15 protein-coding genes are annotated in these 13,622 nt (G+C 60.9%); 6 read left to right on the top strand and 9 right to left on the bottom strand.

Translation table 11 applies throughout. The annotated features are described in order from the left end of the window. Window positions 1-4 precede the first annotated feature (4 nt). From AC1RMX_RS11315 to AC1RMX_RS11305, 3 genes are all read left to right on the top strand, one after another. On the top strand, window positions 5-376 hold the full coding sequence (locus AC1RMX_RS11315) for a YajD family HNH nuclease (protein WP_007944009.1): 372 nt from the start codon (window positions 5-7) through the stop codon (window positions 374-376). Window positions 377-501: 125 nt separating this feature from the next. Next, entirely contained in the window at window positions 502-972 is a 471-nt protein-coding gene (locus tag AC1RMX_RS11310) for an RNA methyltransferase (protein ID WP_007958066.1), read from the top strand. Between the two features lie 81 nt (window positions 973-1,053). Further along, window positions 1,054-1,431, top strand: a complete 378-nt coding sequence (locus AC1RMX_RS11305) for a YgaP family membrane protein (protein WP_493071881.1) — start codon at window positions 1,054-1,056, stop codon at window positions 1,429-1,431. Between the two features lie 3 nt (window positions 1,432-1,434). Here the strand turns inward: AC1RMX_RS11305 and AC1RMX_RS11300 are convergent, their stop codons facing one another. Together AC1RMX_RS11300 and AC1RMX_RS11295 are read right to left on the bottom strand one after the other, a co-directional pair. After that, window positions 1,435-2,664 carry a hypothetical protein gene (locus tag AC1RMX_RS11300; protein ID WP_493065445.1) on the bottom strand — a complete coding sequence of 410 codons (1,230 nt, stop codon included), beginning with the start codon at window positions 2,662-2,664 and terminating at the stop codon, window positions 1,435-1,437. A gap of 81 nt (window positions 2,665-2,745) precedes the next feature. Further along, window positions 2,746-3,195 carry a YcgN family cysteine cluster protein gene (locus AC1RMX_RS11295; RefSeq protein WP_025110643.1) on the bottom strand — a complete coding sequence of 150 codons (450 nt, stop codon included), beginning with the start codon at window positions 3,193-3,195 and terminating at the stop codon, window positions 2,746-2,748. 282 nt (window positions 3,196-3,477) lie between these two features. Here AC1RMX_RS11295 and AC1RMX_RS11290 point away from each other — a divergent pair, with 282 nt between their 5' ends. Further along, window positions 3,478-4,071: a nitroreductase family protein gene (locus AC1RMX_RS11290; protein WP_085605592.1), complete on the top strand. Its 594-nt coding sequence runs from the start codon at window positions 3,478-3,480 to the stop codon at window positions 4,069-4,071. Between the two features lie 48 nt (window positions 4,072-4,119). Here AC1RMX_RS11290 and AC1RMX_RS11285 read toward each other — a convergent pair whose 3' ends face one another. The 4 genes from AC1RMX_RS11285 to AC1RMX_RS11270 all read right to left on the bottom strand — a co-directional run bounded on the left by AC1RMX_RS11285 (window position 4,120) and on the right by AC1RMX_RS11270 (window position 8,363). After that, the gene (locus AC1RMX_RS11285; protein WP_102622219.1) at window positions 4,120-5,052 is read right to left on the bottom strand and encodes a D-2-hydroxyacid dehydrogenase; all 933 of its coding nucleotides are present in this window, start codon (window positions 5,050-5,052) and stop codon (window positions 4,120-4,122) included. Between the two features lie 106 nt (window positions 5,053-5,158). Beyond that, window positions 5,159-5,452, bottom strand: a complete 294-nt coding sequence (locus AC1RMX_RS11280; RefSeq protein ID WP_096819387.1) for a YcgL domain-containing protein — start codon at window positions 5,450-5,452, stop codon at window positions 5,159-5,161. Then, window positions 5,449-6,582, bottom strand: a complete 1,134-nt coding sequence (rnd, locus tag AC1RMX_RS11275; RefSeq protein ID WP_096819388.1) for a ribonuclease D — start codon at window positions 6,580-6,582, stop codon at window positions 5,449-5,451. Before rnd ends, AC1RMX_RS11280 begins: the two co-directional genes overlap by 4 nt. 131 nt (window positions 6,583-6,713) lie before the next feature. Then, a complete protein-coding gene (locus AC1RMX_RS11270; RefSeq protein ID WP_096819389.1) occupies window positions 6,714-8,363 on the bottom strand; it encodes a phosphoethanolamine transferase in 1,650 nt (549 codons plus the stop codon). Between the two features lie 309 nt (window positions 8,364-8,672). Between AC1RMX_RS11270 and AC1RMX_RS11265 the strand changes: the two genes are divergently transcribed. Together AC1RMX_RS11265 and AC1RMX_RS11260 are read left to right on the top strand one after the other, a co-directional pair. Beyond that, entirely contained in the window at window positions 8,673-9,857 is a 1,185-nt protein-coding gene (locus AC1RMX_RS11265) for a cyanate transporter (RefSeq protein WP_493071878.1), read from the top strand. Window positions 9,858-10,069: 212 nt separating this feature from the next. Beyond that, the gene (locus tag AC1RMX_RS11260; protein ID WP_096819391.1) at window positions 10,070-11,005 is read left to right on the top strand and encodes a LysR family transcriptional regulator; all 936 of its coding nucleotides are present in this window, start codon (window positions 10,070-10,072) and stop codon (window positions 11,003-11,005) included. A 3-nt stretch (window positions 11,006-11,008) separates the two neighbouring features. Here AC1RMX_RS11260 and AC1RMX_RS11255 read toward each other — a convergent pair whose 3' ends face one another. The 3 genes from AC1RMX_RS11255 to AC1RMX_RS11245 form a co-directional block, all read right to left on the bottom strand. After that, window positions 11,009-11,374: a 5-carboxymethyl-2-hydroxymuconate Delta-isomerase gene (locus AC1RMX_RS11255; RefSeq protein ID WP_192553054.1), complete on the bottom strand. Its 366-nt coding sequence runs from the start codon at window positions 11,372-11,374 to the stop codon at window positions 11,009-11,011. A 53-nt stretch (window positions 11,375-11,427) separates the two neighbouring features. Further along, window positions 11,428-12,636 (bottom strand): low temperature requirement protein A, encoded by a 1,209-nt coding sequence (locus AC1RMX_RS11250; protein WP_102622216.1) that lies wholly within the window; start codon window positions 12,634-12,636, stop codon window positions 11,428-11,430. Window positions 12,637-12,697: 61 nt separating this feature from the next. Continuing rightward, window positions 12,698-13,618, bottom strand: a complete 921-nt coding sequence (locus tag AC1RMX_RS11245; RefSeq protein WP_493071876.1) for a LysR family transcriptional regulator — start codon at window positions 13,616-13,618, stop codon at window positions 12,698-12,700. Window positions 13,619-13,622: the final 4 nt, after the last annotated feature.

Here is a 13,622-nt window from a genome sequence, read left to right as displayed (position 1 = left end):
ACCCATGAGTTCGTCCACCCCGACCAACACTTCGAAGCTGGATCGCATCCTCGCCGACAACCAGCGCGACAAGGAAATGGGCTACCGTGACAAGGCCCTGAAGATGTACCCGCATGTGTGCGGCCGCTGCGCCCGTGAGTTTTCCGGCAAGCGCCTGAGCGAGCTGACCGTGCATCACCGCGACCACAACCACGACAACAACCCGCAGGACGGTTCCAACTGGGAACTGCTGTGCCTGTACTGCCACGACAACGAACACTCGCGCTACACCGACCAGCAGTACTTCGGCGAAGGCTCGCTGAGCACGCCGAAAATCGCCAAGGCCACGCACAACCCGTTTGCGGCGCTGGCCGGGTTGATGAAGAAAGAAGACTGAACCAGCCATGATCCTTCCCACGCAGTGCGTGGGAACGATCACATCGGTCACCGCAGATCCTGAATCTGCCCGCCCTCCCCCAATCCCCGTATAATCGCCCTCTTTTTCCCGAAGGCACCCCGCTCGTGGCAGACAAACGGTACAGCTGCATTGGTTTGTATAACCCCAAATCACCGGAAAACGTCGGTTCGGTGATGCGCGCCGCAGGCTGTTACGGCGTGTCGACCGTGTTCTACACCGGCAAGCGCTATGAGCGCGCCGCCGATTTCGTCACCGACACCAAGCGCGTGCACTACGACATCCCGCTGATCGGCATCGACGACCTGAAAAAGATCCTGCCGCTCAATTGCGTACCGGTCGCCGTGGAACTGGTCGACGGCGCCCGCCCGCTGCCGGAATACACTCACCCGGATCGCGCCCTGTACATCTTCGGTCCCGAAGACGGCTCGCTGGATCAAGAGATCCGCGACTGGTGCGAAGACGTCGTGTACATCCCGACCACCGGTTGCATGAACCTCGCCGCCACAGTCAACGTCGTGCTTTACGACCGCATGGCCAAAGGCTTGAACACCCGTTCCGGGCCGAAATTCCGCTGAACCGCCGCACATCCGATGGAACGAGCTGACCGCCCACGCAGTCAGCTTGTTTATCCATTACTCAATGCCTGGAGAAAGATCATGACCGAGCTCAAACGCGTCGAGCGTATCGAATCCACCCCGTTCCAGACCCGTTCCGAGCAGAACGTCGAAGGCTGGGAGCGCATCGGCTCGCTGGCCGGCGGCGTGATCATGGTCGGCAAGGGCCTGCGCCGTGGCGGCGTGTTCGGTTTGATTCAGGTGGCGATTGGCGGCGTGGCCATGGCCCGTGGCATCACCGGGCACAGTTCGGTGAAAAGCCTGCTGGAGAAAAGCCGTCAGGACATGAACCACGTGCGCACAAAGATCGAGCGGGCCGGTGAAGAGCTGAGCAAGCTGAAAGCCAATGCCGAAGCGGCGACCAAAACCGCTACCGTGACCGGCAATGATTCGGTGAAGTCGCCGAAGGCCGGGGTCTGATCGCTACTGAAGCAAACCGCTATCAAGCACCTTGGACGACTCGCCGATGACACTCTCGGCGAGTTGTACAAACGCCTTGGTATCCACCGTCCCCAGATGCATCGCCCCGCGCAGCACATCGTCCAGCGACCGTTTGTTGCGGGTCTTCAGACGGATTTCGCGATCCAGTTCCTGTAACAGCAGAACCGCTTTGGACACCTGCGCCGAGCTGATCTGCTCGCCACGCAGCGTGCTGACCTTTTGGCTGTCCTTGGCCAGTTTTACCTGCAATGCCTGATAACGCTCGTCGCTCATGCCCCCGGCGCGGCGCACCAGTTCGACGGCGTAATACTCGGCGAAACCTTCCTTAATCCAGTCACTGCGCTGCTCGTCGTTGATCCGTCCGAACACCTGCGCCAGCTCGCGGACCAAGGGGCTGCTGCCGCTTTCGCTGACCAGCGGCAACCGCGTGTTGAGGTAGATCGACTCCCGCGCCGCCAGGCTGCCGCGCCACATCGGGTCGTTGGCACCGACGATCAGCAGTTTGGTCGGATGGCGGGGAAAAACCGCTTGCACCTGCGGCCAGACAAACGTCAGCAATGTCAGCACGTCCATCCGGCGCATGCCCTGCCCCTGCGGCGAAGCCACCGTCACTTCGGTTTCCCCCAGCCGCGTGCGGCGGCTGCCGAGGTGCCCGGCGAGCATCCAGCCAGTGGGCCGGTCGAACAGACGGGATGGATTGTCGATGCGGAATTTGTTCTTGCCGATGCGCGGCCAGGCGGTTTCGACGCTTTTCCAGCCGTCGGGCAGATCGAAGTGCAGGCGCGAGACCAGTTCGATGCCGTCCTGCTGATCGAGCCTGGCTGGCGGCACCAGTTCATCGCCGCGCATCAACGCCCAGGTCGGGGTCATGCGCGTGTCGAAGCTGCCGTTCTTGCGGCCGTGGCTGATGCGTACGCGGTAGGTCAGGCTGGCCTTGTCCGCCGTCGGGCGCCATATGCCGCGCGCCTGCTGGCCCGGCGTCAATTGCCATTGGCCGTCGGCCTTGAAGTCGCTGTAGTGGCTGCCGTCGCCGAGGTCGAAATCCAGACTGCGCACGGCTTCGCCTTTGGCAAGGGTCAGGCGCACTTCCGCCTGATCGCTTTGCGGCAACAGACGCACGTGGTAATCCAGATCGACCTTCTTCGCCGCCCACACCGGCGCGCTCAGCATCAGCAGTCCGACGATCAGCGTCCGGCGCAATCCCACAGCCATACACACTCCTTGTTGAAACTTGAATCCTCGGCGGGGCTTACTCCTCAGAACTTAACTCCTCAGAACTTAGCCCCTCAGAACTTAGCCGGCCCGGAAAATCAGGTGATCTTCCCAATCGTCTTCCGGCACGCTGCCTTCGGCGAGCATGCGCCCGGACTGGGAAATCCGTTCGTGGTGCACGGCGTCGCGATCACCGCAGACCAGGTGGTGCCACAACGGAAGATCCTTGCCCTCGCTGACCAGCCGATAACCGCAGGTCGGCGGCAGCCATTTGAACTCTTCGGCCTGGCCCGGGGTGAGCTGGATGCAGTCCGGGACAAACTTGATGCGGTTCGGGTAATCGCTGCACTGGCAGGTTTTCAGGTCCAGCAGTTTGCAGGCGATGCGCGTGTAGTAGACGCTGTTGTCTTCTTCATCCTCGAGCTTCTGCAGGCAGCACAGGCCACATCCGTCGCACAGCGATTCCCATTCCTCGTGATCCAGTTGATCGAGGGTTTTGCGTATCCAGAACGGTTCGACTTTGGCGGCCATGGCTCAAGCATCTACATCAGGTGGTGAAAAGGCCGCCAGTCTAGTGCCCAAGGCCCCGTGGGCCAAGCGCTGGCGACTGCCGGTTGTGCGGGGCTTGTCAGTTTTTGCGCGGCCAAGTAGCTTTGCCAGTCTCAAGAAGCCTTGGCTGGGTGCCATTAACGCTCGACCGCGTTGCATTCCGGTGAACTGCACGGCTTCAGATACAGCCCCCATCGTTCAGCCCAACTGATCCCGCCGGGTTTTGCTTCAAACCTATCCTCAAACGTAGCAAGGAATCTCTCGATGAGTGCCAACCCTCGCGTTGCCGAATACGCCATTCACCCGCAGTTCACCGATCGCTGGTCGCCCCGCGCCTTCACCGGCGAAGCGATTTCCGAGGAAACCCTGCTGAGCTTCTTCGAAGCCGCGCGCTGGGCGCCATCGGCGTACAACTCGCAGCCGTGGCGTTTCCTCTACGCCCGTCGCGACACGCCGAACTGGGAGCGTTACCTGGGCCTGCTCAACGAATTCAACCGCAGCTGGGCGCAGCACGCCTCGGCGCTGGTGATCGTGATTTCGAAAACCACCTTCACCGCACCGGGCGCGACCGAAGAAACGCCAGCGCTGTGGCACACCTTCGACACCGGTTCCGCGTGGGGCCACCTGGCGCTGCAAGCGAGCCTGAGCGGCTGGCACACCCACGGCATGGCCGGCTTCGATCAGGAGCTGACCCGCAAGGAGCTGAACATTCCGGAAGGTTATGCGCTGCACGCCGCTGTTGCGGTAGGCAAGCTGGGTGACAAGGCAACCCTGGCGGATTACCTGCAAGCGCGAGAAACACCGAGCCCGCGTCGTCCGCTGAGCGAGCTGGCGGCTGAAGGGGATTTCACCCTTTAAGCCACACTGCTTGATCGTTCCCACGCAACGTGGGAACGATCTCTGAACTCAGTAACCGCGTGCGAAATCCACTTCCCCACGCAACGCTTCGCCCGCCTGATACGCCCGCAAGTTATCCAGAAACAACTGCACCATCATCGGCGGCGATGTCGGTGCCGAGCTGTGCCCGGTCAACAGCAGGCCCCACGCGGTCCAGAACGGATGACGTTGTGGCAACGGCTCCTGGCGGCAGACGTCGATCACCGCGCCGGCCAGATGGCCTTCCTTCAACGCTTCGACCAGATCCGCATCGACGACGGCCACACCGCGCCCGGCGTTGATGAACAACCCGGTCGGCTTGAATTGCTTGAACAGCGCCGCGTCGTAGATGTCGTGGGTGTGCTCGGTGTTGGGCAGCAGATTGACCACGTAATCCACCTCGCCCACCAGCCGTGGCAGATCCGCCATCGAACCGACTTCGACAAACGGCGCCTGTTCGCGAGCGCTGCTGGCGATGCCGTACAACTCGACGCCGAACGGCAGCAGAAACTGCGCCACGCTCTGGCCGATGTCACCGGTGCCGACGATCAGCACCTTGCGCCCGACCAGACTCTGGCCGGTGCGACTGTCCCACTTGCGCTCGACCTGGCTGACCAGCCGGGCCAGCACTTCGCGCTCGTGACCGAGCATGTAGGTCAGCACGTACTCGGCCATCACCTGACCGAAAATGCCGACCGCCCGGGTCAAGCGGTAATCCCGGCGCAGGCCGTCGGCCAAGAGCGGCGTGATGCCGGCCCAGGTCGATTGCAGCCATTGTGGCTGATGGCCCTGACGCAGCAGAGTCGCCAACAGATCCGGCTGACCGAGCCACACCGGGCAATCGACTGCCTGGCGAGCCAGCTCGGCAGAGTCGCCGCTGGTCAGCACTTCAAGCTCCGGGGCCGCCTGACGCAGCAGTCGGGCATATATCGCGTGGTCGTGTTCAGCAATCAGAACGCGCATGTTCAAACCTTTCGCAAACCGTGCAGACGGCCGCCCACTTCGTGGCGGTCGTCGCCGTAAAAACAGTTCCAGGGATTACAGGAGGCCCAGGACAGGGCCTCGCAGGTCAGACCGGGTCGTTGCGTCGCAGCAACTCTTCGGGCAAGTGTTCGATGTACTCGTCCTCGGCCGGCGGCATTTGCAGGTGGTAACCCTGCTTGTCGAGGTTTTCCAGCACGACGACGATGTCTTCACTGGCCAGCTTGCGCTCGGGGGTCAGCACCAGATCGAAGGAGTGCCTGGCCTTGCCGAACGCCAACATCAAGGCTTCCGGCACACGCTCCAGCGCATCGCTCTTGAGCACGTAAAGGTACATGCCGCTGCGTTTCGAACTTTGGTAAATCGAGCAAATACGTTTCAAGGCTGTTCTCCGGCGGTGGCCAGGCTGTCGAGCAGCATCTGGCCCATCAATTCGCGGCGCCAGCCACGCAGCGAATCAGGCAATTGGTAAGGCCCCTCGGGGAAGCCGCTTTTGACCAGCGCTTCGAGGGTTTTCTTGCGCAGCATCAGTTCCGGCGCGATGCTCAGGCGTTCAGCTTCGGCCTGACCGAGCGCCCGCAGCTGTTTGATCAGCGCAGCGGCTTCGATCGGCAGCGGCTCCGGCACGGCTGGCGGCCATTGATCTGGCCCCACACTGCCAGAGCGCTTGATCAGATCAAGCAGAAACTCGCCGTCCTGACGCACGGTACGCGGGTGCATGTCTTCGATCTTGCCCAGCGCGCTGAGGTTGTCCGGTTGCGTGCGCGCCAACGGCCACAACGAATGCTCACGGACGATGCGGTTGCGCGGCAGATTGCGGGCACGGGCCTCGCGCTCACGCCAGGCGCACAGCTCGCGCAAAACGGCGAGTTGGGCGCGGGACAGTTTCCACGCCAGCTTCGCCTCGCGATACACCTCGTACGGATCGGTCTCACGGCGCAGGTTGGCGACCAGTTCGGCGCCGTCCTCCAGCACCCAGGCGTATTTGTCGTCGGACAGTTTCGGACGCAGTTGTACGAAAACCTCCGCCAGATGCACGGCATCTTCAGCGGCATAGCTGATTTGCGTGTCGGACAACGGACGCTGCAACCAGTCGGAACGGGTTTCGCCCTTCGGCAGTTCGATGCCGAGCACTTCCTGCACCAGACGCGAGTAACCCATCGAGAACCCGAGGTTCAGGTAGGCGGCGGCCAGTTGCGTGTCGAACAGTGGCGCCGGCAGGCTGCCGGTCAGGCGCAGCAGGACTTCGAGGTCTTCGCTGCACGCGTGCAGGACTTTGAGCACCGCCGGGTTTTCCAGCAACGCCGCCAGCGGTTGCCAGGCGTCAATGGTCAGCGGGTCGATCAGATAGGCGCGTTTGCCGTCGCCGACCTGCAACAGGCCGGCAATCGGGTAGAAGGTGTCGACCCGCATGAATTCGGTGTCGAGGGCAACGAAAGGCAGCTGCTGCCACTCGGCGCAAAACTGCGCGAGGCTATCGTTGTCGCGAATCCAGTGAATATCGATGGCCACACGGCTCTCCCTTCAAGAATGGCGCGCAGTATATATCGCCACCGGCGCTTTCTGCGCCTCCGCAGGGCAAGTGCTTTGATGAAATCTCCTGCTGGATAGCAAGAATAGTCTTACAGAAAGATTCCGCAGGCTCAGTCCTTGGCCAGAACCCCGTCGATGACCGCACCGCGGCAACCGGCAAACATGTCCAGATCGTGCTGATAGACCTTGCTCTGCACTTCCAGCAAACCGAGCATCGAATGGAACAGGTTGTCCTGACTCAACGGTTTGTTGCGGCTCAATTGCAGGCAATGGGTGTCGACCGAGTAGGACTTCTGATAGCTGTCGGAGAACCAGGCCAGCATCGCCACATGTTTCTGTTGTTCCGGCGCCAGCATGTAAGGCGTGCCGTGCAGGAACAGGTTGTACTCGCCCAGCGACTCGCCGTGATCGGAAAGATACAGCATGGCGGTATCGACTTTTTCCTGATTACTGCGCAAGACATCGATCAGGCTCGACAGCACATGGTCGGTGTACACCAGCGTGTTGTCGTAACCGTTGACGATGCTGTCGCGGCTGCAATTGTTCAGTGCGTTGCTTTCACACACCGGGGTGAAGTGTTCGTATTCCTTCGGATAACGCTTGAAGTATTCCGGCCCGTGGCTGCCCATCTGATGCAGGACCAGCACGGTGTCCTTGTCCAGGTGATCGATGAAGCTCTGCAGGCCTTGCAGAAGGATTTCGTCGCGGCATTCGCTGTTGGCGCACAACGCCGGATCTTTCAGATTGCTCACGTCCTGCAGGGTGACGCGATCGCAGGTGCCTTTGCAGCCTGACTGGTTGTCGCGCCAGATCACGTCGATGCCGGCGCGCTTGAGCACGTCCAGCAGCCCTTCTTGATTCTTCGCCTTGCTGGCGTCGTAATCCTTGCGGCCCATGTTGGAGAACATGCACGGCACCGACACGGCCGTTTCAGTGCCGCAGGAATGCACGTCGGTGAAGGCGATCAAACCGGCTTCCTTGTCCAGTTTCGGCGTCGTATCACGTCCGTAACCGAGGATGCCGAAGTTCTCTGCCCGGGCACTTTCGCCCACCACCAGCACGGTCAGCGACTTGCGCGGACGGTTTTGCAGCGCCGGGTTGCGCTGGGCGTCTTCGCCGATCTTGATGAACGGTTGCTGGGCGGAAACCACCTGTTCACGCAGATAGCCGGCCGACGCGCCGATGTAATTGCTCGGCACCAGCATCAGGCGCAATTCATGGTGGTTACGAAACAGCGAGGACAGACCCTGATAGTTGGCCAGTGCCACACCGCCAATGACGGCGACCGATGCTGCACACACCACAACTTTGCTTAATAACTCTCGGTGCCAGCGACGATAGTTGACGGGCAACTTCCACAATAACCAGGACGGCAAGACACCCAGGAACACGATATAAGCGAACAACTTCAACGACAGTAGATCGCGAACTTCCGTGGCATTGGTTTCAGCGAAGTTGCGAAACATGCCGGCGTCTATCATCACGCCATATTGGCTCATGAAATAAGCCACGCCGGCACTGATCAGAAACAGTACCGTCAACACCGGTTTCAATACCGGGCGAAAGCTCAGAAACGTCAGCACGATGTTGTACGCCGCGAAGATCATCACCCCGAACGCAATGCGCATGGCGATGCCCTTGCCGTCGGCCGCGGTGATCTCGAAAAGGTGTTCCCAGAGTACGAAATTGAATCCGGCCAAAAGAAAGGCGCTGGCAAACAACGTCACCCATTCCGGGCGCACGGCTTTTAACTTGAACATGATGAAGAGGCGATTTCCTGAAAAGAAGCGCCGTCGCCAATTGTGAAAATTTCATTGACTAAGGCGACAAAAACTCTACGCAGAAAACCATCAATATTTTGTGAAAAAGAAGCCAACGATTAGTTAGCTCATGAAATAACCATGAAACTTGAAAATTCGTCAGGCCTGATTCAGTAAAAAATCGCCGCCGGCTTGCACAGAGGGCTCGGGAGACGTATCGACTTTTTAAATACCCCTCGGGATTTTCTGATTTGCCGCCCCCCGCACCACACCGGCCTAATCGACAGCCTCTGATTCAAAGGTCTGAAGATGGAAAACGTTCGCGCCACTGCCCGCCCCGCCGTCTGGCTGATGCTCGGTATCGTCCTTGTCGCCCTTAACCTGCGCCCGTCGATGGCCGCCGTCGGGCCTTTGCTGTCGGCGATTCGCGGCGACATACCGTTGAGCTTCAGTCTCGCCTCGCTGCTGACCATGCTGCCGGTGATGGCGATGGGGCTGGCGATGTTTTTCGGGATCGGCATCAGCCAGCGTCTGGGCGAACGGCGCACGGTGGTGCTGTCGTTGCTGATCATCGGCCTGGCAACCCTGTCGCGGCTGTTTCTCGACTCGGCGGCGCAACTGATCGTCAGCGCCGTACTCGCGGGGATCGGCATCGCGCTGATTCAGGCGTTGATGCCAGCCCTGATCAAATCGCGCTTTGCCGACAACGTGTCGCTGTGCATGGGGCTGTATGTCACCTCGATCATGGGCGGCGCCGCGCTGGCCGCCTCCTTTGCGCCACGGGTGATGCTCGACACCGGCAGTTGGCGGGCAGGTCTGGCGATCTGGGCGGTACTGGCGTTGCTCGCGCTGCTGTTCTGGTTGTTGCAAGGCAACGACACAGCGCCTGTCACAGCCACCAAGGCAAAGAAAGAAACCTTCTTCACCCATTCCCGCGCCTGGCTGCTCGCAATCTTCTTCGGCCTGGGGACGGCGTCCTACACCTGCGTATTGGCGTGGCTCGCGCCGTACTACGTGGAAAACGGCTGGAGTGAACAGAACGCCGGTCTGCTGTTGGGTTTTCTGACGGCCATGGAGGTGATTTCCGGACTGGTGGTTCCCGCTATCGCCAACCGCAGCCGTGACCGACGCCGGGTGCTGGGCGCCCTGCTGGTACTGATCATTGGCGGTTTTTGCGGCTTGATCCTCAGCCCGCAACACTTGAGCCTGCTCTGGCCGTGTCTGCTGGGTCTGGGGATTGGCGGGTTGTTCCCGATGAGCCTGATCGTCTCCCTCGATCACCTCGACAATCCGCAGCGAGCCGGTGGTCTGACCGCCTTCGTGCAAGGCACCGGCTATCTGATTGCGGGCCTTTCACCGCTGCTGGCCGGGATGATCCGCGATCGACTGGGCAGCTTCGAATGGGCCTGGTGGTCACTGACAGCCATCATGGTGCTCATGCTGTTGATCGTGTGGCACTTCGACCCTCGGCATTACGCCCGGCACTTTCGCTGATCGGGCGTTGTGCACGGGGCTCACCCCTCTAGCTAAAGGCTTCTGGCCATCTTTGCCAGGTTTGATTCGGCACGTCGTATTCCTAAAACTTTCTGTCCCACAACTGTCCGTGAAAAATCCTACAGGGCTTTCTCCTGGGACCATCGTTCCGTTACGATCATGCGCACACGTTTGCGCGGATTCAGCGCAAGGAGCACAGCGAGACAGAACGGATGCTGAACAGTAACTTGCTTAGAAAGCTCGACATGCAGGATCTCATGGTGTTTGTCGCCGTGTATGAGCAAAGCAGCGTCACCGATGTGTCGGAGGCGCTGTTTGTCAGTCAGTCCACCGTCAGTTACTGCCTGAAAAAATTGCGCACCAGTTTCGAAGACGAATTGTTCGTCAACACCCGCACCGGCATGCGCCCGACCTACAAGGCCAGCAGCATGTATGGCCATGTGCAGAAGATCCTCGAAAGCATCAACCTGTGCCACGCCGGCGCCCCGACCTTCGACCCGATGGCGCAACCGGTGACGTTCAACATCTGCGCACCGGAATACTTCGAACAACTGATCCTGCCGCGGCTGTTGAAGCGTTTCGACTTCGACGATCTGCCGGTGATGGTCAACATGCACAAGTTCGAAACCGACGTGCCGGCTGAAGAACTGCGCGATGGCAGCCTCGACCTGGTGGTCTGTTTCGGCCCCAACTTCCATCGCAGCCATACCGATCTTAAATCCCGGATGTTGCTGGAAGATGACCTGGTCTGCGTCTTCGATAAACGCGCCACGCCGCTGGAGCCACGCCTCAGCCTGCAAGCCTTCACCGAACGCCGGCATGTGTTCCCGACGCCCTGGACTTCCACCACCAACATGGTCGATGGCTGGCTGGCGCGTCAGGCGCAGAAGCGCCAGATCGTCGCCCGTTCCAACAGCTACAGCGCCGCGTTGAAGATGATCACCGGCACCGATTTCATCCTTACCCTGCCCCGGCGGATCCAGCGTTTGCTGACCAACGACGCGGTGTTCAATCACTGTGAGGCGCCGAACGGCCTGCCGGGGTTCACCCTCGACATGCAGTGGAGCCACAGCGTCGATCAGGACAGCGCCAACCTGTGGCTGCGCGAGCAGGTCATCAAGACCTGCGCGGAGCTGGAGGCGGCCTGAGTCTTACACGCCGATGGCGACTTTGCTGTAGGACTCGCGATCGATGTCGAGCAGTTCCACACTCAACTGCACTTCGACACCGGCCGGCCATTCGCACAGGTCCTGCAGCACCGCCAACAGGTTTTGCGAGAGTTGCTTCTTGATCTCCGGGGAACGACCGCTGAGCAGCGCCAGCCTCACCGCTACAAAGGCACGCTCGCTCATGGCGGTACCAACCTTGAAGGTTTCCACCTTGACCGCACGGCTCTTGATATCGAACTCCGCCGCGAACTGACCGGAACCCACCAGGGTGTTATTGAGCCGGATCAACGCCACGTCGGCGTTCAGTTGCGGCAGGTTGGCGGTGTATTCCATGTGCAGGTGTGGCATCGGGAGACTCCAGTCAGTCGGCAGAAAGGTCGTACATATAACACAGCCCCGCCCTACTCTCCTGCGGCTTTTTCCGACGCGGGAACCGGTAGCGCCCGACGCAGCGCCAGGGTTTCCCAGATCGCCACCAGCACCACGGCTGCCGTGGTCAACGCACCGAGCGCCAGCGCCGAAAACCAGTGATTCAATGCCAGGGGCAGCAGCAGCGTGAGCGCTATCAGCCCGACCACATGCGATAACGGTGGAAACGGTCGGTCAGCCATGACCCACTTGAACAATGCATTGCCGAGCAGGAACAACCACGGCCCGGCAACGATCACGACGATGCCGGCGTCGCTGGCATGATCCGGATGCACCAGCACCAGTTCATCGGCCACCGCGCTGACGATGACCCCGGCGACGATCAGCACATGCAGGTAGGTGTAGGCGATTCGCGCCTGTCGCCCGGGGTCGGCGGAATGGGCGATACGGTGGTGCGCGCGCTCCGCACCGCTGTCGAAGTACACCCACCACATGGCGATGCTACCCAGTACCGCCACCAGAAACGCCAGCAGTCCATCGCGGCCCGGGGTCAGCTCGGCGAAGGTCGCGCCAGTCACCAGCAACGATTCACCCAAGGCAATGATCACGAACAGCGCGCAACGCTCGGCCATGTGATTGCCTTCGACGTTCCAGTCACTCAAAGACGATCGGCCCAGTCCCGGCACCCAGAAATACAGCGACGGCGAAATCAGTTCGATCAGCAGTGCCAGCGCCCAGCAGAACAGCCGCTGTTCGCCTTCGACAAACGCTCCGCCGATCCAGAACACCCCGGACAACGTCAGCCACGCGAGGATGCGCTGAAAGTTGCGGGTCATGTTCAATGACTCCCCGCGAACCGCCCAGATCGCGAACAGCGTGCGCCCGACCTGCATGAACACGAACGCGGCCGCGAACATCAGACCGCGCTCGGTGAACGCCTTGGGGATCGAAGAAGAGAGCAGCAGACCGGCGATCATCAGGCCGAACAGCCCGAGGCGCACCGGCAGCTTTTCCGGGTCGAGCCAGTTGGTGATCCAGGACGTGAAGATCCACACCCACCACACGGCGACCATCAGCAGCGCCACGTGTACCGCGCCCTCGATCGACAGGTGCGCGAGCAGCGTGTGGGACAACTGAGTCACGGCGAACACGAACACCAGGTCGAAAAACAGCTCGACCATGCCGACCTTGCCACTGTCGAGACTGCCGCGCCCACGCAGCAAACCACGGGAAATGCTCATGGGAGGGGCTCCGCCGAATTCAGGTGTACTCAGCAAAGCAGCCGGACAACGGGTCGGCAAGTCAGAACGGCGTGTGCGGTCTCTCACTCATGAATTGCTCCAGCCGCGAACGCAGCCAGCGCTCGGCCGGGTCACTGTCGACATGGCTGAGCCAGACCATCGACAGGTCGAGGGTCGGGGTCTTGAACGGGAACGGTTCCTTGAACAGCAGGCCCGAGGCAGCCATGGCTTCGGCGGCGTAGTCTGGCAGGCTGGCGATCAGGTCGGTGCCGGCCAGCAGCGCCGGCAACGAACTGTACTGCGGCACCGACAGCACCACCTGACGGGTGCGACCGATGTCCGCCAGCCACTCATCGGCATAACCACTGACATTGGCGGTGTGAGAAACCAGCACATGGGGGCGTGCGCAATATTCATCGAGGGTCAGCGGCGTGTCGGACTTGTCGGCGCGCAGGATGCTCGGCTGGATATGCCGCAGCAGTTTGCGCTTGGCATTGGCGGGCAGGCCACGGGTCTGACTGATGCCGACGGTGATATCGCCAGCGGCCAGCAGATCGGGAATCCGCCAGTAATCGACGTGCTGTACCACGAACACCACGTTCGGTGCTTCCTGGCGCAAGGCGCGCAACAGCGGCGGCAACAGACCGAATTCGACATCATCCGACAGACCGATGCGAAAGGTCATGGTACTGACGGCGGGATCGAAATCACGGGTCAGGCTCAACGCCACCGACAACGAGTCCAGCGCGGGTTTGAGATGGCGATAGATGTCTTCGGCGCGGGCCGTCGGTTCCATGCGGTGGCCGACGCGGATGAACAGCGGATCGTTGAGCATGGTGCGCAGGCGATTGAGCGCCGAACTGATGGTCGGCTGGCCGAGAAACAGCTTCTCGGCGGCCCGGGTCACGTTGCGTTCGAGCATCAAGGTTTCGAACACCACCATCAGGTTGATGTCGGCCTTGCGAAGTTCATTGCGATTCATCCAT

Source organism: Pseudomonas sp. GW822-FHT03F04 (assembly GCF_058801405.1).
The sequence above is the reverse complement of the archived record's forward strand: the minus strand, read 5'-3'. Positions and strand labels throughout refer to the sequence as shown.

What these genes read in the sequence shown, in the direction of transcription:
- AC1RMX_RS11290 (WP_085605592.1), top strand. Translation starts at nt 3,478, where the DNA reads ATGAGTGCCAACCCTCGCGTTGCCGAATACGCCATTCACCCGCAGTTC.
- AC1RMX_RS11250 (WP_102622216.1), bottom strand. Translation starts at nt 12,636, where the DNA reads ATGAGCATTTCCCGTGGTTTGCTGCGTGGGCGCGGCAGTCTCGACAGT.
- AC1RMX_RS11260 (WP_096819391.1), top strand. Translation starts at nt 10,070, where the DNA reads ATGCTGAACAGTAACTTGCTTAGAAAGCTCGACATGCAGGATCTCATG.
- AC1RMX_RS11315 (WP_007944009.1), top strand. Translation starts at nt 5, where the DNA reads ATGAGTTCGTCCACCCCGACCAACACTTCGAAGCTGGATCGCATCCTC.
- AC1RMX_RS11255 (WP_192553054.1), bottom strand. Translation starts at nt 11,374, where the DNA reads ATGCCACACCTGCACATGGAATACACCGCCAACCTGCCGCAACTGAAC.
- AC1RMX_RS11245 (WP_493071876.1), bottom strand. Translation starts at nt 13,618, where the DNA reads ATGAATCGCAATGAACTTCGCAAGGCCGACATCAACCTGATGGTGGTG.
- AC1RMX_RS11305 (WP_493071881.1), top strand. Translation starts at nt 1,054, where the DNA reads ATGACCGAGCTCAAACGCGTCGAGCGTATCGAATCCACCCCGTTCCAG.
- AC1RMX_RS11270 (WP_096819389.1), bottom strand. Translation starts at nt 8,363, where the DNA reads ATGTTCAAGTTAAAAGCCGTGCGCCCGGAATGGGTGACGTTGTTTGCC.
- AC1RMX_RS11285 (WP_102622219.1), bottom strand. Translation starts at nt 5,052, where the DNA reads ATGCGCGTTCTGATTGCTGAACACGACCACGCGATATATGCCCGACTG.
- AC1RMX_RS11295 (WP_025110643.1), bottom strand. Translation starts at nt 3,195, where the DNA reads ATGGCCGCCAAAGTCGAACCGTTCTGGATACGCAAAACCCTCGATCAA.
- AC1RMX_RS11300 (WP_493065445.1), bottom strand. Translation starts at nt 2,664, where the DNA reads ATGGCTGTGGGATTGCGCCGGACGCTGATCGTCGGACTGCTGATGCTG.
- AC1RMX_RS11265 (WP_493071878.1), top strand. Translation starts at nt 8,673, where the DNA reads ATGGAAAACGTTCGCGCCACTGCCCGCCCCGCCGTCTGGCTGATGCTC.